24 protein-coding genes are annotated in these 22280 nt (G+C 67.9%); 12 read left to right on the plus strand and 12 right to left on the minus strand.

Annotated elements, in window-relative coordinates:
* Positions 1–9: 9 nt before the first annotated feature.
* Entirely contained in the window at positions 10–1929 is a 1920-nt protein-coding gene (locus ACFVIV_RS20985; RefSeq protein ID WP_379198705.1) for a CocE/NonD family hydrolase, read from the plus strand.
* Here the strand turns inward: ACFVIV_RS20985 and ACFVIV_RS20990 are convergent.
* Positions 1899–3758: a CocE/NonD family hydrolase gene (locus ACFVIV_RS20990; protein ID WP_379198707.1), complete on the minus strand. Its 1860-nt coding sequence runs from the start codon at positions 3756–3758 to the stop codon at positions 1899–1901. The two genes, ACFVIV_RS20985 and ACFVIV_RS20990, sit on opposite strands and share 31 nt — an antisense overlap.
* Positions 3759–4013: 255 nt before the next feature.
* Between ACFVIV_RS20990 and ACFVIV_RS20995 the strand changes: the two genes are divergently transcribed.
* Positions 4014–5363: a lipase family protein gene (locus ACFVIV_RS20995; protein WP_379198709.1), complete on the plus strand. Its 1350-nt coding sequence runs from the start codon at positions 4014–4016 to the stop codon at positions 5361–5363.
* Between the two features lie 11 nt (positions 5364–5374).
* Here the strand turns inward: ACFVIV_RS20995 and ACFVIV_RS21000 are convergent, their stop codons facing one another.
* The 3 genes from ACFVIV_RS21000 to ACFVIV_RS21010 form a co-directional block, all read right to left on the minus strand.
* The gene (locus ACFVIV_RS21000; protein ID WP_379198711.1) at positions 5375–5566 is read right to left on the minus strand and encodes a hypothetical protein; all 192 of its coding nucleotides are present in this window, start codon (positions 5564–5566) and stop codon (positions 5375–5377) included.
* A gap of 233 nt (positions 5567–5799) precedes the next feature.
* Positions 5800–6792, minus strand: coding sequence for an AraC family transcriptional regulator ligand-binding domain-containing protein (locus ACFVIV_RS21005; protein WP_379198713.1), 993 nt, complete (start codon positions 6790–6792; stop codon positions 5800–5802).
* 8 nt (positions 6793–6800) lie between these two features.
* Positions 6801–7694, minus strand: coding sequence for an AraC family transcriptional regulator ligand-binding domain-containing protein (locus tag ACFVIV_RS21010; protein WP_379198715.1), 894 nt, complete (start codon positions 7692–7694; stop codon positions 6801–6803).
* Positions 7695–7903: 209 nt separating this feature from the next.
* Here ACFVIV_RS21010 and ACFVIV_RS21015 point away from each other — a divergent pair, with 209 nt between their 5' ends.
* Positions 7904–9631, plus strand: coding sequence for a glycoside hydrolase domain-containing protein (locus ACFVIV_RS21015; protein ID WP_379198717.1), 1728 nt, complete (start codon positions 7904–7906; stop codon positions 9629–9631).
* Here ACFVIV_RS21015 and ACFVIV_RS21020 read toward each other — a convergent pair.
* Positions 9621–10055, minus strand: a complete 435-nt coding sequence (locus ACFVIV_RS21020) for a hypothetical protein (RefSeq protein ID WP_379198718.1) — start codon at positions 10053–10055, stop codon at positions 9621–9623. The two genes, ACFVIV_RS21015 and ACFVIV_RS21020, sit on opposite strands and share 11 nt — an antisense overlap.
* A gap of 139 nt (positions 10056–10194) precedes the next feature.
* On the opposite strand from ACFVIV_RS21020, the gene ACFVIV_RS21025 reads away from it, so the two are divergent.
* Genes ACFVIV_RS21025 through ACFVIV_RS21035 form a run of 3 tightly spaced genes read left to right on the plus strand, consistent with a single transcriptional unit; the run spans position 10195 to position 12358 of the window.
* The gene (locus tag ACFVIV_RS21025; RefSeq protein ID WP_379198720.1) at positions 10195–10680 is read left to right on the plus strand and encodes a hypothetical protein; all 486 of its coding nucleotides are present in this window, start codon (positions 10195–10197) and stop codon (positions 10678–10680) included.
* On the plus strand, positions 10677–11756 hold the full coding sequence (locus ACFVIV_RS21030) for a hypothetical protein (RefSeq protein WP_379198722.1): 1080 nt from the start codon (positions 10677–10679) through the stop codon (positions 11754–11756). Before ACFVIV_RS21025 ends, ACFVIV_RS21030 begins: the two co-directional genes overlap by 4 nt.
* Complete coding sequence (locus ACFVIV_RS21035) at positions 11753–12358, plus strand: hypothetical protein (RefSeq protein WP_379198724.1); 606 nt, start codon at positions 11753–11755, stop codon at positions 12356–12358. The genes ACFVIV_RS21030 and ACFVIV_RS21035 overlap by 4 nt, the downstream gene beginning before the upstream one ends.
* 4 nt (positions 12359–12362) lie before the next feature.
* On the opposite strand, the gene ACFVIV_RS21040 is transcribed toward ACFVIV_RS21035, so the two are convergent.
* Positions 12363–12791 carry an XRE family transcriptional regulator gene (locus ACFVIV_RS21040; RefSeq protein WP_379198726.1) on the minus strand — a complete coding sequence of 143 codons (429 nt, stop codon included), beginning with the start codon at positions 12789–12791 and terminating at the stop codon, positions 12363–12365.
* Positions 12792–12996: 205 nt separating this feature from the next.
* On the opposite strand from ACFVIV_RS21040, the gene ACFVIV_RS21045 reads away from it, so the two are divergent.
* Complete coding sequence (locus tag ACFVIV_RS21045; protein ID WP_379198727.1) at positions 12997–13530, plus strand: hypothetical protein; 534 nt, start codon at positions 12997–12999, stop codon at positions 13528–13530.
* Positions 13531–13705: 175 nt separating this feature from the next.
* Positions 13706–14524, plus strand: a complete 819-nt coding sequence (locus ACFVIV_RS21050) for a bifunctional allantoicase/(S)-ureidoglycine aminohydrolase (protein ID WP_379198729.1) — start codon at positions 13706–13708, stop codon at positions 14522–14524.
* A 19-nt stretch (positions 14525–14543) separates the two neighbouring features.
* On the opposite strand, the gene ACFVIV_RS21055 is transcribed toward ACFVIV_RS21050, so the two are convergent.
* Together ACFVIV_RS21055 and ACFVIV_RS21060 are read right to left on the minus strand one after the other, a co-directional pair.
* Positions 14544–15239 carry a hypothetical protein gene (locus tag ACFVIV_RS21055; protein ID WP_379198731.1) on the minus strand — a complete coding sequence of 232 codons (696 nt, stop codon included), beginning with the start codon at positions 15237–15239 and terminating at the stop codon, positions 14544–14546.
* A 72-nt stretch (positions 15240–15311) separates the two neighbouring features.
* Positions 15312–15704: a winged helix-turn-helix transcriptional regulator gene (locus ACFVIV_RS21060; protein ID WP_379198733.1), complete on the minus strand. Its 393-nt coding sequence runs from the start codon at positions 15702–15704 to the stop codon at positions 15312–15314.
* Positions 15705–15781: 77 nt separating this feature from the next.
* Here ACFVIV_RS21060 and ACFVIV_RS21065 point away from each other — a divergent pair, with 77 nt between their 5' ends.
* Positions 15782–16192, plus strand: coding sequence for a RidA family protein (locus tag ACFVIV_RS21065; RefSeq protein ID WP_379198735.1), 411 nt, complete (start codon positions 15782–15784; stop codon positions 16190–16192).
* Between the two features lie 11 nt (positions 16193–16203).
* On the opposite strand, the gene ACFVIV_RS21070 is transcribed toward ACFVIV_RS21065, so the two are convergent.
* Together ACFVIV_RS21070 and ACFVIV_RS21075 are read right to left on the minus strand one after the other, a co-directional pair.
* A complete protein-coding gene (locus ACFVIV_RS21070) occupies positions 16204–17031 on the minus strand; it encodes an MHYT domain-containing protein (protein ID WP_379198736.1) in 828 nt (275 codons plus the stop codon).
* 48 nt (positions 17032–17079) lie between these two features.
* On the minus strand, positions 17080–18771 hold the full coding sequence (locus ACFVIV_RS21075; protein ID WP_379198738.1) for a hydrogenase maturation protein: 1692 nt from the start codon (positions 18769–18771) through the stop codon (positions 17080–17082).
* A gap of 404 nt (positions 18772–19175) precedes the next feature.
* On the opposite strand from ACFVIV_RS21075, the gene ACFVIV_RS21080 reads away from it, so the two are divergent.
* Entirely contained in the window at positions 19176–19667 is a 492-nt protein-coding gene (locus tag ACFVIV_RS21080; RefSeq protein WP_379198739.1) for a DUF5753 domain-containing protein, read from the plus strand.
* The gene (locus ACFVIV_RS21085) at positions 19606–19839 is read left to right on the plus strand and encodes a DUF397 domain-containing protein (protein ID WP_379198741.1); all 234 of its coding nucleotides are present in this window, start codon (positions 19606–19608) and stop codon (positions 19837–19839) included. Before ACFVIV_RS21080 ends, ACFVIV_RS21085 begins: the two co-directional genes overlap by 62 nt.
* Before the next feature lie 12 nt (positions 19840–19851).
* Here the strand turns inward: ACFVIV_RS21085 and ACFVIV_RS21090 are convergent, their stop codons facing one another.
* Positions 19852–20319: a winged helix-turn-helix transcriptional regulator gene (locus tag ACFVIV_RS21090; protein WP_379198743.1), complete on the minus strand. Its 468-nt coding sequence runs from the start codon at positions 20317–20319 to the stop codon at positions 19852–19854.
* A gap of 85 nt (positions 20320–20404) precedes the next feature.
* On the opposite strand from ACFVIV_RS21090, the gene ACFVIV_RS21095 reads away from it, so the two are divergent.
* Positions 20405–21646 (plus strand): MFS transporter, encoded by a 1242-nt coding sequence (locus tag ACFVIV_RS21095; protein WP_379198745.1) that lies wholly within the window; start codon positions 20405–20407, stop codon positions 21644–21646.
* On the opposite strand, the gene ACFVIV_RS21100 is transcribed toward ACFVIV_RS21095, so the two are convergent.
* Complete coding sequence (locus ACFVIV_RS21100; protein ID WP_379198746.1) at positions 21612–22241, minus strand: glyoxalase; 630 nt, start codon at positions 22239–22241, stop codon at positions 21612–21614. The genes ACFVIV_RS21095 and ACFVIV_RS21100 overlap by 35 nt on opposite strands.
* Between the last annotated feature and the right edge of the window lie 39 nt (positions 22242–22280).

The raw sequence follows: 22280 nt of genomic DNA on the forward strand, positions 1-22280 counted from the left end.
GGACTCGCGATGACCGAACCCCTGTCCACCGCCGTTCCGCGCGAGCCGCAGGCTCCGCCGGATACCCGATTCGATATCGGCCCGGTCAGATACCCGAAGCTGTTCGCGCACAATACGGTTCCGATTCGCATGTCGGACGGGGTGCTGCTCTCCGCGGATATCCTGCGGCCGGGCGACGCGCGCGGGGCGACCGCCGAACCGCTGCCCGCCATCGTGAACTTCACGCCCTACAACAAGATGTTCAACCGGCACACCATGCGGGCGAACACCGCGCTGCGCCGGCTGGCGGGCCTGGTGCGGGCCTCGGATCGCACCCGGATGACCGCGCGAGATGTGTTGCGCACGCCCGCGGGCGGCGTGCTGGAACCCTTCGCCATCAATCGCACCGCGGTCGCGCGCGGCTATGTCGGCCTGATGGTCGACGTGCGCGGCACCGGAACATCCATGGGCGCATGGGATTTCTTCAGCCCACGCGAACAGCTCGACTATGTCGAGGTGCTGCGCTGGGTGCGCGAACAGCCCTGGTGCAATGGCGATATCGCGGTAATGGGCCTGTCCTACGGCGCGATCTCCGCGCTGCACGCCGCGGCGCAGCGGCCGGCGGGCCTGAAGGCGGTCTTCGCCATCGAGGCGGGGGAGAACCCGCCGCGCGAACTCGGTCTCACCGGCGGCGTGCCCACACCGGGCATGCTGCTGTGGATCCTGGCGGTCAACAGCGGCAAGATGGTTCCGGCCCTGCCGGGGCTCCTGCGCGAGGGGCTCATGCGAGAGTTCGTGCGCCACCGGATGACCGCCCGCTCCGGCTGGCTGGGACGCGCGGCGCGCATCGGTCTCGCCGATTCCCCCGACGGCTATCTCAATGCGATGTGGGCGGCGAAAATACCGCAGCTCGAACAGATCGACGTGCCCACCTGGATTCACGGCGGCTGGCACGACGTCTACAATCGCTCCAATTTCCGGATGTACGAACGCATTCCGGTGGCGGCCGGCGCGAAACAGATCCTGGTCGACGACTCGTACCACCTGACCCCGGGCGCGGGTTTCGGCGATCCGGGCAATCCGCAGGCCCTCGACGAATTGCAGTGCGCGTTCTTCGACCGCTGGGTCAAGGGCATCGACAACGGCATCGACCGGTACGGCCCCGTCACGGTGCGCCGTCAGGGCGACGGCCGCTGGGTGCAGCGCGAGCACTTCCCGGATCCCGTCGCGCAGGTCCGCAGGCTCTACCTGACCGCCGAGAACACCGGCACCGCACCGCATGCCGCCATCGACGCGGGACTCTCGCCCAGGCCCGACGGCAGCCGCGATCACCTCCGGGTCCCGGTCGGCCGGGTCAGCGCGGCCTCGGGCAACAGCGCCGTCATGAGCATGGGCATAACCCTGCTGTTCGGTCCCGATCACGGTAACGACGATCGCCGCAGCGAGGCCACCGCCGTCACCTTCACCAGTGCGCCGATGGACGGCGAGCTGACGCTCACCGGGCCGATGAACCTGCACCTGCGCGCCGTGGCCGACGGCACCGACGCCTTCTGGTCGGTCACCGTCTGCGATGTGTATCCCGATGGCCTCTCGGTCCCGATCACCCGCGGGGCGCTGCTGTCCTCGATGCGCTACACCGACCCGGAGACCAGCTATTACGTCGACGGTGAGCTGCTGTTCGCCAGCCATCCGCTGACCGCGGACTCCATGCAGCCGGTGAAACCGGGCGAGCCCTTCGACCTGGATATCGAGATCAATCCGACCGAGGCGCTGCTGCGCCCCGGTCATCGGCTGCGGGTCGCGGTGAGCCGCACCAGTTTCCCGCGGCACCTGATTCCGCGCTGGAAGCAGCGCGAGATCCTCGGCCAGAGCATCGTGCTGGATCCGGCCGAGCCGGGATATCTCGCCTTCCAGGCGATTCAGAGCCCGACGGCGGTGCAGGTCAGGTAGCTGGGCCGGTCGGGGGCCAGAATGACGGTCTGGCCCTTGACCTTCCGCAGCTGCGGCAGGCTCAGCAGATGGCGGGGGAAGCCGGACCCGCTGACGGCCACCCGCAGCCGGTGGCCCGCGTACAGGATCGCCTCGGTGGCATTGATGTCGATATCGATGGCGAACGGTTCGCCCGGCGTCACGGGCAGCACCGACTCGGCCGTCATCGGGTGCTCCGCGGCCACCAATTCGCCGTCGACGTAACCACTTCGGTCGGTGTCGACGGCGCGCAGGGAGGACAGCAGCGCACCGCGCGTAATGGCCGCCGATGCGCCGTCCGGGCCGACATCGGTGACCGTGACCGACCAGAATGCCTCGGCGCCCGCGGCTTCGGCCCACAGGTGCAGGTTCATCGGGCCGGACAGCACGACATCGGTGTCGAACGGCTCGGTCGTGAAGGTGAGCGCGGCGGCCTCGGCCCAGCGGTCGTCGGAGCCGAAACGCCTGCCGAGCAGCGTGGACAGGCCCATGGAGATGACGGCGGTATTGCTCGAGGCCAGGCTGGGCAAGGTCCGGGGCAGGGTCACGCGCTGCTCGACGGTGGGCGGTTCGGGCGCCAACCCGGCGGATTCCGGTGCGTTCGCATGCAGATAGAGCCGGTGCAGGCGCGCGCCCGCCACCGGATAGCTCTCGCGCGCGACCCAGTCACCGCCCAACTGCCGCAGCGTGATCGGGCCGTAGCGGTCGATGCCATTGTCGATGCCCTTGACCCACCGATCGAACCACGCGCACTGCAACTCATCCAGCGCCTGCGGAGCATCGGCGGCCCCGAGCCCGGAGCCGGGCGTCAGGTGATAGCCGTCGTCCACCACCAGCTGCTTGGCCCCCGGATCGGTCGAAATGCGGTTGTACATGCGGAAATTGGACCGCGCGTACACATCGTGCCAGCTGCCGTGCAGCCAGGTCGGGACCTTGATCTTCTCCAATTCCGCGAGTTTGGCGTTCCAGTTGTCATTGAGATACGCGTCGTCGTGCCGCTCGGCCAGGGCGATGCCCAGCGAGCGGAACAGCCAGCTGACCGGGTCGGCGAGCCGGTCGCGCAGGAATTCCCACGCCGTGCCCGACGCCAGCAGCCCGCCGATGGACGGCATCCATTTGACGGTGTTCACGCCCACCAGCCACACGCCCAGCCCGGGTGTCGGCACGCCGCCGGTCAAACCCAGCTCGCGAACCGGATTCTCCCCGGCCTCGACCGCGAAGATGGCTTCGAGCCCGTCCGGTTCCCGTCCCGCGGCGAGCAGGGCCGCGATGGCGTTGTAGGAGATGCCGGTCAACGCGACCCGACCGTTGCACCAGGGTTGTTCGCGCGCCCAGCGCAGCACCTCCAGGTAGTCGAGCTGCTCGTCCTCGCCGAAGAAGTCCCAGCGGCCGGCGGAGGTACCGGTGCCGCGGACGTCGACCATGAGGTAGGCGTAGCCGCGCGTGACCAGCGTCCGGCTCACCCCCAGCACGTCGAACACGCCGCCCGCGAGGGTGTGCAGCGCGTCGCGGCCGGTGAAGCGGCGGCGGTCCGAGGGACCGACCCAGCGGCCGAAGGCCCGGACCCGGGGTCCGCCCAGGGCGCGGAAGAACTTCTTGTTGTAGGGCGTGAAGCTGACGACGACCGGCATCGGCTCGGTTATCGGGCCCGTCTCATCGGCGGGGCGGGTCAGATCCGCGGAGAGCGCGACGCCGTCGCGCATGCGAATCGGCATGTCGGGCAAGAGGTGTACGCGCTGGTACAACTCGGGCCCGATATCGAAGCGGGCGGTGGGGGGTAGCGATTCGAACGGAAGCGTCGGAACGGCCATGACGAATTACGGTACTTCCGTAATTCCTTGGCGCACAACATTTTACATTCCGCGTCGACCCCTACGCGCCCCCTAGCGATCGCGATTGCGCGGGGTTCGCGTCATTTGAGAACCCCTCGTTCCAGCGGGGTGCATGCCGGGTTGCTGCGCGGAATGGCCAGTGCTCGTGCGGATTCGAAACTCGAAGTCTCGATCACCGAGATTGTTACCGTCTTGAACCAGTTCATCGTTGAATGAAGCAGGAGGGGCGTTTCCATGACTGTTGATCTCGAGGAACCTTCGGATGCCGTGTCCGCGGACGTCGTACCGCTGCGCCTGGCCGTCGAGAGCGAACCGGCGGCCGGTGGCCCGCTGCTGCCGGGGGAGGACCCGTTCTACCAGGCCCCGCCGGAGCTGGCTTCCTACGCGCCCGGTGAGATCATCCGATTTCGGCGGGTCGAGCTCGGCCTGCTGGGCGTGATTCCGCAGCAGGTCAGCGCATGGCAATTGCTCTACCGCAGCAACGATTTGAACGGCGAGCCGGAGGCCGTGGTGACCACGGTGCTGCGGCCGTGGAACGCCGATCCGGCCAAGCCCCGCCCGCTGGTGTCCTATCAGTGCGCCATCGACGTGGTCGTCGACCGCGGGCTGCCGTCCTACAACCTGCGCCACGGCGCCAGCGCGTTCGGCTCGTTCCCGCAGTTCGAGATCTTCCTGTTCGCCAATGCGATGACCCGCGGCTGGACGCTGTCGATTCCGGATCATGTCGGCAGCGACGGGCATTTCGGCGTGCCCCGCGAACCCGGGCACCGGATTCTGGACGGCATTCGCGCCGCCCTGTCCTTCGAACCGCTGGGCCTCGAGGCGAACACCCCCGTCGCCCTGTGGGGTTACTCCGGCGGCGGCCTGGCCACCACCTGGGCGGCGGAACTGGCCGCCGAATACGCCCCCGAGATCGATATCGTCGGCGCCTCCGCGGGCTCGCCCGTCGGCGATCCGCAGAGCGCGTTCTCGAAGCTCAACGGCACCGTGCTCGCCGGGCTCATCCCGCTGGTCCTCGCGGCCCTCTGCCGTGCCTACCCGGATCTCGACCGCGCCGTGCGCACCCATTTCGACCGGACCTTCCTCGACCTCATGGCGCATGCGGAAGCGAACACCATCTTCCCCATCCTCTTCCGCAGCATCGGCCGCGATATCGGCAAGCACACCGATGTCGAGGTCGCCGAGCTGATGGCGCGCCCGCAGTTCCGCTCGGTCTTCGAGGAGCTGAAGCCGGTCAGCAAGCCGCCCGCCTTCCCCATGCTGGTCGTACAGGCCACCAATGACATCGTCGTCCGCGTCGAGGACATGGACGAACAGGTGTGGCGCTATCGCGCGGAAGGCACTCCGGTGCAATACATTCGCGACCGGCTCAGCGGGCATGTGACGCTGGCGGTGATCGCGCTGCCGATCGTGGTGGACTGGCTGGCCGACCGGCTGGAGGGCAAGCCCCTGGTGCCCGACGGGCCGAAAACCGTGTGGTCCGTGGGCTTCTCGGGAAGCGCGCTGCGGGGCTACCGCAGCCTGCTCGGCGTCGCCGGACGGATTCTGACCGGGCGGCCGCTCACCGAACGGGCTTCGGCGTAGGCGCGGAAACGCTACGTCTTGATGAAGGTGGCCGCGACGTTCCAGAACAGCGACCGATCGACGCTGTGGAAATCCCATGTGTCGGTGAGCGTATGGGTGACGGTGACGATCGCCGGGATATCGAAGTCGTCTCGGGTCGCGGTGCCGCGCTCCTCCAGGGCGGTGATGACGTAGGCGGTGGCGGTTTCTGCGGTGTGGGGCATGGGACGGCTCCAATCGACTACCTGGCCGGACGAGGCGCACCGAAAGCAATGCGTGGCCGAGGACGTCGTCGGCCACGGCCACGCATCTCGAACGCCTGCTCGCGCGGCGCGAGGCGACGCAGGCGTTTCCGTCCAGTTTCTTTGCGGCGCAGCGCGCTCGGGAGTGCAGAACACGCCAACTGGACAGCTACCGCGCCAAAATGCTGCTACCAGGTAGCCGGGTTGCCTAGTTGTCAGCCAGGATCATGGCGCTGCCAGCGCGCCACGGCCCGGCGCAGGCTGGCCGGATCGGCGTAGCCGAGGAGTTCGGCTTGGCGAGCGCGGGAAAGGTGGGCGGCTTGCTCGAAACGGCGCAGGCGGGCGCGGTCGAGTTCGTGGCGCCAGCTGGTTCCGGAATCGGTGAGCCGGCGTTGCAGCGACCGCGGGGAGGTGTGCAGTTGCCGGGCAACGGAATCCAGGGTGGCGGCGCCGTTCGCCAGGCTCGCGTCGAGCACGAGTGCGAGCCGGTCGATCCAGGACAGGGTCAGATCCGGCGTCGCGGGCAGCGTCGCCGCGTAGCCGCGCAGTACCCCGGCCAGGTCCGGATCCGCGGTCTTCATGGGCAGCGCCAAGTCCTCGGCGCGCAGGGTGACGCTGTCGGCCGATTGCGCGAAATCGATGGTGGCGGTACCGAAGAACTCGACGAGTTCGCCCAGGGCGGCGGGCGCGGATTGCCGGAAGGCGACGCGGGTCGGGACCACCGGATAGCGGGTGGCCCAGCGGGCGCGGCCGAGCAGCAGCGCGAAGGCGGCGTGCATGAGCAGCTCGCGGCCGCGGCCGTCGTCGGCGGCCGTGGCGAGTTCCACGACGATCTCCCGATCGGTGCGGTCGCCGAGCCGCATGCTGTAACTGGTGGTCAGGCAGCCCGAATGCGCGATGACGGCGTTCAGGGCCTCGCCGAGGGTCGGCGCGGAGAGGAACAGGTATTCCAGCACGCCCAGTTCGCCGACGGTGCTCTGATCGGCGCAGCGCAGGGCGAGGCCGGCATCGTTGGATTCCTCCTCGGCCAGTTCCCAGAGCCGCGGGCAATGCCGGTGCGATACCCGGGTGGCTTCCCCGCCCTCGCGCCAGTTCGGGACGCCGGCGCGGCGGGCGAGCCGGTCGGGATCGAGTCCCGCCTGCGCCGCGCGCGCGAGCACGAATCGCGGCATGAGAATGCTGTCGGCCGGCTCCGCTGTCTCGTTCACGGACTACCTCACCGCGGCGCCCCGAGCCGGTCGACGCCGGCCGGTGCGGGTTGTTCGAGGTGGCGTTTGCGGGCGCGCTCCACCTCCAGCTTCCAGGAGGTGCCCGATTCGGCCAGGCGGCGCTGCAGGGTTCGCGAACTGGTGAACAGGCGGCGCGCCACCTGATCGAGGGCCGGTTCGGCGTCGTCGATGAGCTGCTCGAGCACGCCGGCCACCCGGTCCGGCCATTCGGTGGCGCGCGGCGGGGGCGGGGGCATGGCGGCGGCGTAGCGGCGCAGCACCGCCGCCAGCATGGGGTCCGCGGTGACGTGCGGCAGCTCGAAGTCGGCCAGGCGGTAGGTCATGCTGTCGACGGGCGCGCCGAAATCGAGTGTGGCCGTGCCGAAATGCTCGGTGAAGGCGTCGTGCCGGGCGGGCGCCCGCTGGGCGAAGGCCACGCGCACCGGATCGATGGGGCGGCCGGTCATCTGGCGGATGCGCGAGACCAGGATGCCCAATGACGACTGGATGCTCAGATCGCGGCCGCGGCCCTCGGCATTGATCATGTAGAGGTTGAAGGTGGATTCGGTCTCGGTCTGTTCGCCCGGATCCATGCGGAAATTGGAGCTCACGGAGCCGACATAGGGGCCGACCACCTCCAGGCCCTCGCCGAGGGTGTCGGCGGTGGAGATCAGATAGTCGAACAGGCCGAGTTCGCCGACGCGATAGCCGCCCACCACGCGCAGCGTCGAATTCGGGTCGCCCGTGGTGTGTTCGAGCAGCTCCCACAGTTTCGGGTAGTAGTCGCTCGGCACGCGGGCCGTCTTGTCGGCCAGCAACCAGGACGGCATACCGGCCTCGCGCGCCAGCCGATTCGGGTCGATACCGGCCGCCGCCGCGCGAGACAGGATGAGCCGGGGCATCAGAACAGTGTCGGAGGTGTGCATAGCCAATGGTGCGGCGAAACGGGCGGTGGAAACTGGGAATTCGCCGAACTGTGAGATCGGCTGCCGGTCCTTGTTTTTCTGCGGCCCGTCGTTTCGCGCGGATCTCGGAATTCGGCTCGCTCGCGGCCGTGTGGGCGGCTACTGTGCCAGACAGTCGAAACCAACTTTTCCTGTGGGGGGAAATCTTGTTCACTGCAGTAGATTTCGCTGCGCGACTCATCGATCCGCACGCCATCAAGGCTGCCGGGCACACCGCGGTGCTGGTGTACGTCGCACCCAGCCGGCCCGGGGCCGCTTTCGGGGCCAAACCGGTGACACGGGAGTACACCGAGGCGCTCACGGCCGCCGGGCTGCAGATCGTCAGCTGCTATCAGTTCGGCAAACCCGGTGATGCGCAATCGCCGTCGGACTGGACCCTCGGCTACGAGGGCGGTCAGCGAATGGGTTTGCAGGCCAAGGAGAATCATCACGCCGCAGGCGGCCCCGACTGGTGCCCGATCTTCTTCGCGGTGGACGAGGACATCTCCCTCGACGAGTGGAACGACACGGCGGTCCACTTCTTCCGGGGCGTGAACGATGCCATCGGACGGGAGTGGACCGGCATCTACGGGCATGCCCGGGTGTGCGCGTGGGCCATCGAGGACGGCGTGGTCGGCCGCACCCGGGAGGGCAAGTACTGGGCCTGGCAGACCCGGGCGTGGAGCCGCGGCGAACGCGAGGACAATGCGGTCCTCTTCCAGCGGGTGATCGACACGCCCAGCAGCCCCGGGCCGTTGATCGACGGCTCCAGCGTCGACGTGAACGACATCCTCGCCGGCGATTTCGGGCAGTGGAGCAGCAACCGCGCGCCCGCGCGCTCGGGTCGCCCCGACTTCATCGAACTGGACCTGACCGGCGACTCCCATCAGTCGCGCCACGGCGCCCGTATCACCAATTTTTTGCTGCACACCCAGGAGGGCGACGGCACCGCCGAAAGCCTCGCCGCCTACCTCAACAACCGCGCGAACGGCGTCTCCTACCACTACACCCTGCGCGACGGCGTCCTGTGCCGCGTGGTCCCCAACGACCGCGCCAGCTGGAGCGTCCTCGACGCCAACTCCTACACCCTCAACCTCTGCTTCGCCGGCAGTCGCGGCGCCTGGAGCCGCGAGCAATGGCTCGAACGCGAGCCCGACCTGCGCATCGCCGCCTGGATAGCCGTCCGCGATGCCCGCGACTGCGGCTTCGAACCGGTGGTCATCGCCCCGCCCTACACCCGCCGCGACGGCATCTCCGACCACAACTACGTCACCCAGGTCCTCGGCTTCGGAACCCATTGGGACGTCGGGCCGAACTTCCCCTGGGATGTCTTCGCCGACTTCGTCGCCGAGTTCGCCGCCGGAGACGAGCCGTCGCGCAACATGATCGACGAGAAGGCAGCCCAAACCCCCTGGCTCGGCAACCGGATCACCCAGGGCGAGAACACCTGTCCCGACGGTGAGGGCCGCTACGCCGAATTCGAGCACGGCTACGTCTACTGGCATCCGCGCACCGAAGCGCACCCGATCCCGGCCGCGCTGTGGGACAAGTTCGCCGAAATGAAGCACGAGACCGGCGAATTGGGCTATCCGGTCAATGATCACACCGTGCTCGTGGATGCGACCGGCGCCGAACAGGGCGTGGTCCAGGGCTTCCAGCACGGCGCCATCTACCGCCGCACCGGCAAACCCGCCTATGTCCTGCGCGGCGCGGTCCGCGAATGCTGGAACCGCTCGGGCTTCGAGAAAGGTCCGCTCGGCTGGGCCGAAGGTGACGAAATCTCCTGCGAGACAGGCGCATACCAGCGGTTCGAGCACGGCACCGTCTATTGGACCCGGCAGCCGACGCTGGCGGTGCTCGACGGCGCCGTGCAACCTCTGACGGTTACTGCTTGATCCGGGCCGAGTGCTGCGGCCGCCGGGCAATCACCTCGGCGGCCCGCACCACTCCGGCGGCCACCTTGGGGTCCTGCTCGCGGTCGGCCACCTCGAGCAGCGCGCGGGCCCAGCGGCGGCGGGCGAACTCCGCGCTGTGTACGCCGGAGCCGACTCGGGTGAGTGGCGTGCCTTGAATTCCCATGAGCAGCAACACCGTTGAGATCAGGAACAGGGCGGCCGTGCCCGCTTGGTTGGCGGAGACGAAAACGGCTACCACGCCGGTGGTTCCGGCTGCGATGCCGAGCATGAGCGCCACGGCCCGCTCGTGGCGCGTCAGCGGCGCCCAGGGCAACTCGGCATTGCTGAGGTCATCGTCTTGCTGTTGCGAATCTTGTTGCTGCACAGCCGGTTGCTGCACACTCGACAGTTGTACCTCCGACACGAACCGCTCCCCTCGGTGTCGCGCATCCCCGAGCCCTTCCACGGGATGCCTCGTAAACCATATCGGCCCGGCGGCATCCGGGTGTTGTCAGGAGTATTGACGCCCGGTGCGGCGTGTCGGGGTGTGGTTGGATGTGGGCGTGAGTTTCGGGTCGGCGGTCAATTCGGCGGTCGATCGCGTCTTCGCGATGGCGACGGCGGTGGAGTCGACCAGCCTGGATGGGCTGGTGGCGGCGGTTGCGCGGGAGCGGGGGCGGCCGTTGCGGGTGATCGAGGATCCGGCTATGCCCGCGGGGGTTTTCGGGCAGTGGGTGCACTATCGGGATCGCGACGAGGTGAGTTTCGCGTCCTGGGTGCAGACCCGGGATCGGACGGTCGCGCACGAGCTGGGGCATATTCTGCTGGGGCATCAGGGCCGGCCCGTAGTCGAGCTGGCGCAGGATGCGCTGCCCGCGGGCATGCACGATATGGCGGCGCTCATGCTGCGGCGCGAGTGCGGGAATGCGGTTGGGGTGGAAGAGGAGTCGGCCGCCGAGCAGTTCGCGAGCCTGCTGCTGAACCGATTGCAGAGCATCGGCGGCAAACAGCCGCGGTTGCGGTCGCGCTGGGGTGAGGCGCTCGGGTGATCGCCATGGTGCTGGCGCCCCTGATGTGGGTCGCCGTGATCGGCCGCGCGTGGCGGTGGTGGTGGTCGCGCAGCTGGGTGCTCGGCAGCACGACCGTGGCGCTGGCCGTGGTCGCCGCGCATCTCACTGTGAGCATTCCCGTGGTGGAGACGGGGTTGCGGGCCGTCGCGCCGGTGCCGAACTTCTCCATCGGGTTGCGCATGGTGGTGTACAACCTGATCGCCGCCACCTCGGGAGTGCTGGCCTTGGCGGTGACGAGCGATCCGGAGCGGGTGCGGCGCGGGGCGCGGATACTCGGGGTGGTCGCGGTGCTCGCCTCCGTGGCGGCGGTGGCGATCTTCCTCGGTTCGCCGCCGATACCGCAGGCGGCGGGCGGATTCGAATTCGACAGGGCCTACGGGCATTTGCCCGGCTATGCCGAGGCGGGCATTGCCGCCGCGGTGTTTCCGGCCTTGCTGTGCCCGGCGCTGATGGTGATCACCGCCCGCGGCGCGGATGTGCGCAGCGTGACCGGCTGGAGCCTGACCCTGCTGTCGGCCGGAATGGCGGCCGCGACCGTGTGGGCCTGGCTGCGGCTGCTGTACTTCGTGGCGGTGCGGTACTTCGATGCGACGCCGACGCCCACGGTATTCGACGTGACGCGCGGCGTGTCCGCGATCGGCGTGCTGGTGATCTTCGTCGGCATGATGCTGTCGCCGGTCCTGTCCTGGGTGCGCGCGAAACGCGTGCTGTGGGCGATCGCCCCGATGCATCGGGAGCTGGTGTCCCGCTGGCCCGGGGTGCAACGGCCGTCGCGGCGGGGCGCGGGCGCGGATGAGCGCGCCGAGGACCGCATCACCGAACTGCTGGACGCCTTGAGCATGGAAGCCGAGAACAAGGTCCCTGCCACCGGGGACACCGCACCGGCATCCGAAGTGGCCGCGGCGGTGTCGGCGTGGTTGTTGCACGGGCGGCAGGCGCCCGCGCTGAACGCCGCGGGCATTCGATCCGCCGCCCTCGACGCGGGCATGGACCGCGGCTGGGCGCTGCTGCTGGCGCGGGAATATCGAGATGGACAACGGAGGATTGCGGTGTGACCGAGACCAGCGAGAAGCAAGCGCCCACCCCGCTGCGAGCGCGGGCGGCGCGGGTGATCACCGAGCTCGGTGCGCCGTGGGTGATCAATATCGTCACCTCGACGATCGCCGGATTCGCCCTCGGAGCGGTCGGCTGGGGCCTGTTCGTCGCGGCCATTACCGGCGGCATTCCGATGATCATCATTCTGGCCGGAGTCCGGCGCGGCATCGCCAGCGATCACCACGTCACCGATATCGACGGCCGCCGCTGGGTGATCCCGGCGATTCTGGCCATCTGCGGCGCGGGCCTGATCGTCGAAATCCTGGCCGGCGCACCCCGCGAGTTGATCGCCTGGACCGTCTCCGGCCTGGTCGTGCTGCTGGGCATCGGCATCATCACCGTCCTCGGCAAATGGAAGGTGAGCGTGCACACCGCGGTCGGCGCGGGCACCACCGTCCTGCTGGCCCTGCTCGCCTCGCCCTGGTTCCTGCTCGCGCTCCCGCTGACCGCCGTCAATGGCTGGTCGAGAGTGTGGCTCGGCGATCACACCCGGGGCCAGGTGACCGTCGGCGCCTTCCTCGGCGCCGCCCTGGCCGCGGCCGCCTACCTGCTCGCGGCCTGAATCCTCAGCGCTCCCCGTCGTTTTCGCGCCGCAGTTCGCGGAATCCGACCTGGAACACCCGGGTCGGATCGTAGCTGCGCGCCGCCACCTGCTCGGCTCCCGAATCCCGCAGCGCCGCAATCCATTCGATATGCCGCCGGATCTCCTCGTACGCCTCGCCGGACCCGAAATAGTCGATCGGCACCTGGAATACGGCCGCGATATCGGTCACCGTCGGCAGCGTCGGCGCCCGCCGCTTCCCCGACAGCAGTTGCGACATGTACCCGGTGGTCATCCGGCCGCCATTGGCGCGGATCATGTCCACGATCTCGGTCTGGGTGTACGGCCCCCGCCCCCGCGGATGCACCGTCTCGAACAGGAACCGCAGCCGATCGGCGAATATCGCATCCGCTTCGGCTTCCGCTGCTACATCATTGTTTTCGCGGTCCGGCATCCCTCGCCCCCTTCTCCTTCAGCACCTGATCATCCGCCCGATCGGCTGATCTTGGTCGCTGCCGCGACCGCCCCGCAACTTGCTACTGCAACTTGCAGCTGCAAGTTGCCGTGGCTTAGGGTCACTGTAGCCGTACCTCGGTTCGCTCGCGAAGGGGGCGGGCGAACCGAATACGGTCCACTCGCACCGGATTACACTCGGACGCGTGGGCCAGAATCTGGCAGAACACCGAAAGCCCACCGTGCGGCGGCCGCCGGTGTGGGCGTGGTGGGCCCTGGCCGTCGCCCTCGCGGTCCTCGCCGCCGCGCTGATCACCGTTCTCTCCCTGAGCGAACCGGGCGATACCGAACCGACCACGCCCGGCACCTCACTCATCGCGCCGGACGATACGACCCCGCTGGCCGCCGTCTGGAATGTGCCACCGGCGTTTCTGGGCGAATGGACGGGCACCGCCGCCGGCCACGACATCGTGCTGACCATCAATCCGGGTAAGAACAGCGAGGAAATCGCTCGCACTCTGGAGAGCGATGCGCGGTCGGGCCTGCGCTGCGAATGGGTCGATCGAGTCATCACCATCACCGCGGACAAACTCACCTTCTCCGGGCGGCTCGTCGGCGGCGCCGCGTGCGGTGACGACGGCAGGCGAATGGCGATCACCCTGCGACCCGACGGCTCGGCCGAGTACACCGCACCCACACCGGCGGGCGAAGCCGTCACCGGCACATTGCGGAAGAACTAGGCCGTATCCGCCCGGGCCGGGGTGAAGCTACGGCTCCGAGCCGGATCGAAGGCGCCAAGCATGGTGGTTCACACGATTGCCTCCGCCCGCCGGGGGTGAATACGTTGGTCCTCGCGGACGCCCCCGCAGGCACTGCGCGGCGGCATGAGCATCGACATGATGGGAGCTGGCGCACTTGAGCGAGCCGACGTACTACGCACCTGAGGGCGGCCTGCCGTCACAGACCACGCTGCTGACCGACCGGGCCATCGTGAAGGAGGCGTACACCGTCATCCCGCGCGGCGTGCTCCGCGACATCGTGACCAGCAATCTGCCCGGCTGGAACAACACCCGCACGTGGATCCTCGCCAAGCCGATCGCCGGCTTCGCCACCACGTTCGCGCAGTACATCGTCGAGGTCTCACCCGGCGGCGGCAGTTCCGAGCCCGAGCCCGAGCGCGGCGTCGAGTCGGTGCTGTTCCTGCTGACCGGCACCCTGAACGTCGTCATCGAGGGCGATAAGCACACTCTCACGCCGGGCGGGTACGCCTATCTCCCCGCGGGCGCGAACTGGTCGGTGGCCAACGAGTCCGCCGAGGCGGCGACCTTCCAATGGGTCCGCAAGGCGTACGAACCGCTGGCGGGTTACACGCCGCGGGCGTTCGCGGTGCAGGAACAGGATGTCGAGCCCACGCCGATGCCCGACACCGACGGCGCCTGGGCCACCACCCGATTCGTCGACCCGAACGACCTCGCCCACGACATGCACGTCAATATCGTCACTTTCGAGCCCGGCGCGGTGATCCCGTTCGCCGAGACGCACGTGATGGAGCACGGCATCTACGTCCTCGAAGGCAAGGCGGTGTACCGCCTCAACGACGACTGGGTCGAGGTCGAGGCGGGCGATTTCATGTGGCTGCGCGCCTTCTGCCCGCAAGCCTGCTACGCGGGCGGTCCCGGCAAATTCCGCTACCTGCTGTACAAGGACGTCAACCGCCAGATCAAGCTGACCTGACGACGCCTCGGGGCGCGGATCAGGCCGGTTCGGCAATGAGGTGGTGGTAAGCGGTGTCGAGGGGAATATCGACCGCGAACCAGGCCGCGGGGCGATCGTCGTCGCGCGGCGACCACGCGGTGGCGATGCACAGCCGGGCCACCTCCGTGGCGGCCAGGCCGGGCAGGCGCCAGGCGATGGCGGCCGGATCCGCGTAGCGCACACCGTATTCGGCGGAGCCCTCCTCGCCGTCCGGCAGCAGGTGCGCCCAGCCGTAGGGCATGAGCCGGCCGTCCGCGGCCTGCATGCCGAGCAGTTCGGAATCCGGGCCGCCGACCGACACCAGGAAATGCTCGTTCTCGACGCTCACGGCCGCGAGGCATTCGCCCGGATCCGGGCCGCCGACGGCATCGGCGGGCAGATCGGTCATCTCGGCCGAAATGCACAGTCCGGGTACATCGGCGTGTGCCTGCACCTGCCAGATGGCCGCCCACATGGGCACCGGCGCGCCGCCGTCCCAGGCGGGTACCTCGATGCTCCCGATCAGCAGATCGACCGTTGCGCTGCGATGCGTCCACCGGTGCAGCTGCGAGTCATTCGGCAAGCGCCACAGGGCATCCGGCTCGGCCGTCAGCGTGTCCGATCCGAGGGTGACGGAGAATCCGACAATGCCGAGGGGCGTATCGATCACGGCCCGGCGCCGATCCGCTGTGTCCAGGTGGTCGGTGGGAAGCATGCCCACATCATCCAGGTGCCCCGAGCCCGCGCCGGTTTCAGGTCGGCGAGGTGGGCCGAATGCGTGGATCGGCTAGGGCAGGTCACCGGAGTCGAATCGGTCGTCGTAGTGGGCGCGGGCCTGCTCGACCTCGGGCAAGGCGACGGTGGACCAGTTCAGCAGGGCGTCGATGAGTTCCTGCAAGGTCCGTCCCAGCGGGGTGATGCGGTATTCGACGGCGATCGGGCGCGTGCTCGTGATGACGCGCTCGATCATGCCGTTGCGTTCCAGCCGGCGCAGCGCCGTGGTGAGGGACTTCTGGGTGATCACCGGGATTGCGCGGCGAAGTTCGTTGAAGCGCAGTGGATTTCCACACAGGGCGTCGAGGATGTTCAGCGACCACTTGTCGAGGACCTGATCGAGCAGTTCGCGGTGCTTGTCGGTGAACTGGGGAGTGTCCGACTGGGGTAGAGCGGTTTCCAGCATGACACCTAGTCTCGTTGAAGTGCCCTTCGAGTACCAGGTAGACATCGGATACCTACTCCGAAGTGAAGGGACACCCCATGACAGTGCAGTTGCTGACCCCCGAGGGCATGTTCGCTCCCGTTCCGTACCATCATGTTTCGATCAGCACGGGTTCGCGCCAGGTGCACGTGGCCGGGCAGATCGCGCGCGACGCCGAGGGGAATCCCGTGGCGACGGGCGACCTCGCCGGTCAGGTCGCGCACGCGCTGCGCAATACGGCTCGCGGGCTGGCCGGGGCCGGGGCGAGCTTCGCCGATGTCGTGCGGCTCCGGTTCTTCGTCACGCAATGGAGCCCGGACAAGTACGACGAATTCGTCGAAGGCATCGAGCGCGTCGTCGACGAGCTCGGAATACCGCAGCCCTTGCCACCCCTGTCGGCGATCGGCGTCGACTACCTGTTCGAGCCCGATGTGCTCGTCGAGGTCGAGGCGTTCGCCGTAATCGACTGAGCGGCGGGCCGTCAGCGGGCCGGGCGGCCGATCGGACCGTCACTGCTGGCGGCGCGGGGCCAGTTGTACCCGTCGTGGTCGTCGGAATCGGCTGATCTCGACGGCATTTCGAAATCGGAGCGGTCGTCGAGCTCGGCCAGGCCGACCAGGACGATCAGCATCATGGTCACCATGGTGACGATGAGGATCAGCGGGCCGATCAGCTGCATGGGATCGACACCGGTGGCGGGGACGTGGTTGTCCATGGCGTGCGCGCGCATGGAAGCCATTCCGGTGTAATGCATTCCGCACACCGCCAAGCCCATGATGAGGGCCGCGCCCAGGGTCGCGCGGAAGCCGCGGACGTGCAGCATGAACCACAGCGCCGCCGTCGCGGCGACAATGGCGATGACAATGGACAGCGCCACCAGCGGGGTGCGGTACTCCATGTGCGCCGAGGAATGCATGGCGTACATGCCCAGGTAGTGCATGGCGGCGACGCCCAGCCCGGTAATGGCCCCGCCGATGGGCAGTGCGATGATCTCGCGGCGGACGCGCACGGCGATGGAGAGCCCGATCCACACGACGACGATGGCGATGGCCGCGCTCAGCGCGGTCATCGGCACGTCGTAGCGGATGGTGGCATCGGTGATGGCGAAGCCGAGCATGGCGGTGAAGTGCATGACCCAGATGCCGCAGCCGCCGAGGGCCACGGCCGCGGCGACCAGCCAGCCCGCGGGCCAGCGGGCGTCGCGGGCGTGGGCCGCGCAGCGCAGGCCGAGCACGGAGCCGATGACGGACATGAGATAGGCCAGGACGGGGGTCACCCAGCCGTTGTTGAAATGGTCGAGCTCGAGCACGGGTACTACTCCGATAATGATTGTGTGTGGGGCCGTGGGCGTTCCGGCTCAGCCGAGCAGGTGCGCCGGAGTGCCGCAGGGGCGCGCCTTGTGCACGAAGTTGTGCCGCAGGCGGTGGTAAGGCTCGTCCTGGCCGTAGAAGTTCTGCCACATGTGCGCCAATTCCTCTGCGCGGTAGGCGGAGAGCGGTTTGACGGCCTCGTCGGCGGCCAGGCGGCGCTTCTTCTCGATCAGGCGATCGGACAGCTCCGGTTCGGCGGCCAGGGCCTCGGCCTCCTGCCGCACCCAGCTCCAGAAGTCACCGGCGCTGCCGGAAATTACCTTGTCCACCAAGCCGATTCGGGCGGCTGCGGGTGCGCCGAGGGGGAGCGGTTCGCTGGTCAGGCGGTGCGCCATGGCCGCGCCCACGCGGCGGGGGAGGGTGTAGGTCCAATACTCCGAACCGTGCAGGCCCATCAGTCGGTAGTGCGGGTTGAGCACCGCCGAAGAGCGGCACCAGACCTCGTCGGCCGCCAGCGCCAGCATGACCCCGCCGGCGGCGGCGTTTCCGGCCAGCGCCGAGATGACGAGTTTGTCGGTGGTGGTGAGGATTTCCTCGACGAGGTCGTCCATCGCATTGATATTGCGCCAGGATTCGGCGGCCGGATCGGCGGCGGCCTCGATGACGTTCAGGTGGATGCCATTGGAGAAGAAGTCGCGAGAAGGGCCGAGCACCAGCACATTCACCGGCCGGGCGCACGCCTGCCGGTAGGCCGCCAGCAGTCGCCGGCACTGCTCGGTGCTCATGGCCCCGCAGGCGAAGCCGAATTCGAGGTAGCCGACCTCGTCGTGCTCGCGGTAGCGCAGCTCCGACCAGGTATTGCGCGTGGCCGCCTCGGCCGGGGTGACCGGGACCTCCGGGATTCCGGCCAGCAGTTCCGGGCCGAGCGCCTGGGTGGCGGGCTGTTTGAAGGTGGCCGGGCCGCCCGGGATCCGGCGCGCGCGCAACTGCGGCAGCCACACCGCGCCGTCAGCGGTGGCACGGCAGATCGCGCCGTCGCGGGTGGCGATGACCGTGCCCGCCGGGCCGCGCAGCTGATCCTCGTAATGCCCGCCGTGCAGGAAGAATTCGCGCCCGAACAGCGAATCCAATACGCCCGGTTGCGAATCGGCGGCCCGCAGCTTGCGCAGCACGGTGGCGGTGCTGTCGTGCAACCAGTCGATGCGCCGGAATTCCTGTGCGTGATAAGGCCGCAGCTGCCCGGTCACATCCGCCCGGGAGTAGTCCAGCGGTTCCGGCGTGAACCCGCCGTGCTCGAACCGCTCCACCGCCAGCAGCACCGCCCGCACGGCGGCGTCCGCGACCTCATTGCGGTACAGCTCGCTCTTCCCGCCGGTCGCCGGGAACGGCTCACTGGCCCAGATGGGTCCCGCGTCCATCTCGGCCACGGCTTGCAGCACGGTCACGCCCCACTGCGGGGCGTTCTCGTGAATCGCCCAGTCCAGTGAGGACGGCCCGCGGTCGCCCTTCGGTCCCGGATGCACGATGAGCACCGTGTACGCGGTCCAAATATCCTCCGGAATCGCGGTCGTGAGCATAGGGGCGAGAATCAGCTGCGGCCGGAACCGCGCCACCCCCGCCCGCAGCTCCTCGTCCCCCAGCGCCAGTTCCACCCCCACGTGATGCCCGCGCTCCCTCAGCTCGGTGTGGATCCGCTGCGTGAGGCTGTTGAATGCGCTGGCAACCAGCAGGATGCGCACAGTGCTTCCTCCATCAAACATCTAGCGACCGGAAACCGAATCCCCGGCTCCCCGTACGTAGTTCGCAGATGAAGCTAGCCAGCCGATAACTCGAGCGCACGTCGTACCCGCGCCGAGACCGAGTGAAACGTTGCATTATGAGAGCCGTTTGCCATGGTGAGCGATATGTCCGAGTTTTAAACCCGTATTTCAGTGTTATCACTGCCACAGCTTTCAAGTGGAAGCGTGTCCAAAGCGGGACACTGACGTTCACGAGCCGTTAACTGAAACCACGAAACCCTCACCCGGACAGCCCCTCCGGGCAGATTCCACACCGCGACTAGCCGTTGCCAACCGCATGCCGCCCATAGGTCGACACGCCCCGCCACCACGTGCCGGCGCGAAACCCGGCAGCGGCGACCGGGATGAAACTGAGCAGCCATCCGGGCGAGTCCGACTCCGAGATCACTCGTCGCGTCGAGATGCGAATGCACAGGCAGATTCTGGTCACTCGACGAGCTCAGCCAGCGAATTTCGATGTGCTTCTCGATGAATCGGCGTTGCACCGGGTGGTCGGCAGCCGTCGGATCATGTCTGTGCAGTTGCGTCATCTGGCGGAATCCGGAACGAAGCCGAACATCACGATCCGCGTGCTGCCGTACTCCGCCGGGATGCCGCTGGGCGATCTCACTGGACCGTTCATCATCTTGGACTTCGGTGAGGACGACAACAAAGAGCCGCTCGAGCCAGCCGTTGTCTACGTTGAGAGCTACACCGGTGCAATGTATTTCGATGATGCCGACATCGTTGAGCGTTATCGTTCAGCGCATGAGACGCTGCGGCGGATAGCGTTGGATGCGCAGCGCAGTCGTGATCTGCTTCGTCAGGTGGCAAGGGAGTACGAGCGTGAACGGTGAACTATCCGGAGCTCGCTGGTTCAAGAGCAGCTATAGCGGTGCCAGTCAGGACTGCGTAGAAGTTTCGTACCTCGACGGCGGGTTGGTCGGTATCCGAGATTCCAAGCGCACAACTGGGCCAGCGTTGCTGTTTACGTCCGCGCAGTGGGCTGCCTTCATCGCAGGTCTCTGATCGCGCAGTGGGCTAGTGTGGGTCGCGCTCGCCCACCTTGCGGACTCGGGTTGTCGCTATGGTGGCGCGCTTGCCTGCGCGGGTTTCCAGGCGTAGCTGGGGGATTGGGGTGCCTTCGGTGTCCACGAGAGTGGAGTGGGATTCGTGGGGGGTGAAGGCGTGGCGTTCTCCCCATTGGCGCAGGGCCACGATGGTGGTGAAGAGGTCTTGGCCGACCGCCGTTAGTTCGTAGGTGTGGCGTTTGCCGCCGGGGGTGGTGGCGGTGGTGAGGATGCCGTGGTCGACCAGTTTGCGCAGGCGGTCGGTGAGGATGTTGCGGGCGATTCCCAGGCGCTGCTGAAAGTCCGTGAAGGTTGTCGCGCCGTCCATGGCGTCGCGCACGATGAGCAGGGTCCAGCGGTCGCCGACCAGGTCTACGGTGCGTGCGACCGGGCAGGTGGGGTCGGTCCACGCGCGGCTGGGACCGGGGGTCGTGCTCATGGCCCTCCATCCAATCGGTTGCAATTCGAAACCGATTGTACCTATCCTCGATTAGTTGCATTTTGCTACTGATTTTGGAGGTGTTGTGCCAACAGCAGTCACAAGCTCGCGGCGATTCGTCCTGGCCTCGGTGTGCGCGGCGGCGGTATCGACGATCTACGCCATCCAGCCCGTCCTGGAAGAAGCGGGCCGAGACCTCGGCTTGGCTCCGCGATCGCTCGGTGGTCTGGTGGCGGCCGGGCAGATCGGGTACTTCCTCGGGCTGATCCTGCTGGTTCCGCTCGGCGATATCCTGAACCGCCGTCGCCTCATTACCGCGCATCTCACGCTCACCGCGGTCGGCGCGACGATCACGGCCCTCGCGCCCAACGGTCCGATCGCGTTGGCGGGCTTGGCAATCGCGGGATTCTTCGCTGTCGTGGTGCAGGTGACCGTCGCTTACGTCGCAGCGGTCTCAGCGCCGGTCGAACGTGGCCGCAATATCGGCGCGGTCACCTCGGGGGTGGTGCTCGGCATCCTCGGCGTCCGCATTCTCGCGGGCGTCCTCGGGGATACGACCGGCTGGCGGGCCGTCTACGCTCTGCTCGCGATCCTCTGCCTGGCGCTGGCCTTCATCGTGCACACCACCCTCGCCCCGGACCGTAGAACCCCCGGTCCGCGCTACGGCCGAGCCCTGGCGTCGATGGGCCGACTGGTCCGCTCGGACCGTCTCTTCCTGTCCCGCGGGCTGATCGCCTTCTTCCTCTTCGCATCCTTCGGCACTCTCTGGAGCGGCTTGGCACTTCCCTTGGCCGCCGCACCCTGGCACCTCACCACCACTCAGATCGGCCTGTTCGGCTTGGCCGGCCTGGCTGGGGCCCTGGGTGCCGCGCGCGCCGGACGCTGGGCCGATTCCGGTCACGCACAAGCGATCACGGGTTCGGCGCTGGCATTGCTCACCGCGTCCTGGTTCTTCGTATCCCGCACCGAGTCAACGCTGTGGCTGCTCATCCTCGGCATCGTCCTGCTCGATTTCGCCGTGCAAGCCGTCCACGTCAGCAGCCAGCACCTGCTCACCACGGCCCATCCCGATCGGGCCAGCACGGTAATCGGCGCGTACATGGCGTTCTACTCCCTCGGGTCCGCCCTGGGCGCGGTCGCAACCGCCTGGGCGTACACCGCTTGGGGCTGGCCCGCCGCCTGCCTGACCGGGGCCGCCTTCTCCCTGTCCGCCCTGATCCTGTGGGCCATAACGCAATTCACCCGCCGCAGTGCATCTGCGGCGGGTGAACATCTCGAGGAGGACGCATCCGTCAGGCTTCCCACACGAACCCATCGGGATCGGTGAAGGGGCCGGTATTGCCGCTGACCACGATCCCGTGCGAGCCCGACCCATCGGGTGAGACACCGGCATCCTTGGCGGCCGCCTTGCGCGGGTACATGGCCAGCTTGATCGGGGAATCCGGCAGTGCGAACTCGACGTACTTGCCGCCGAAGCTCTTCGACACGGTGAGGCCGCGCTCGACGTAGAACTGCTTGCTGGCCTTCACGTCCTCGACGCCGAGCAGCAGGACGACGCTGTCGACCTCGCGGCTGGAGGGTCCGGTGTCCTTCTTCTGCGAGGTGGTGATTTTCCAGATGGTGCCGTCGGGGCCTTGGACGACGGCGCCGTAGCCCCAGAGGTTCTTCTTGGCGGGCTTCAACAGGGTGAAGCCGTTCCGCAGGGCTGCGGAGATGAGGTTGTCGGCGGTCCCGGGCTGGTCGACTACCAGGGACATCATGAATCCGCGGAAGCCTTCCGGCGACGCCTGTGCGGGACGGAAGGTCAGTTTGCCGCCGAGGCCGAAGGCGGCTTCGTAGGCGGCCGCGACGCCGGTGGGATCGGCGACCTCGAGGCTGACATTGATCTCGGTGGTGGGGGCGGTGGCGGTGGTGTTCGTCATGGCTATAACGCTAAATTTCGCCTGGACCAGCGACATCCG

Source organism: Nocardia sp. NPDC127526, from assembly GCF_042672265.1.
GTDB lineage: Bacteria > Actinomycetota > Actinomycetes > Mycobacteriales > Mycobacteriaceae > Nocardia.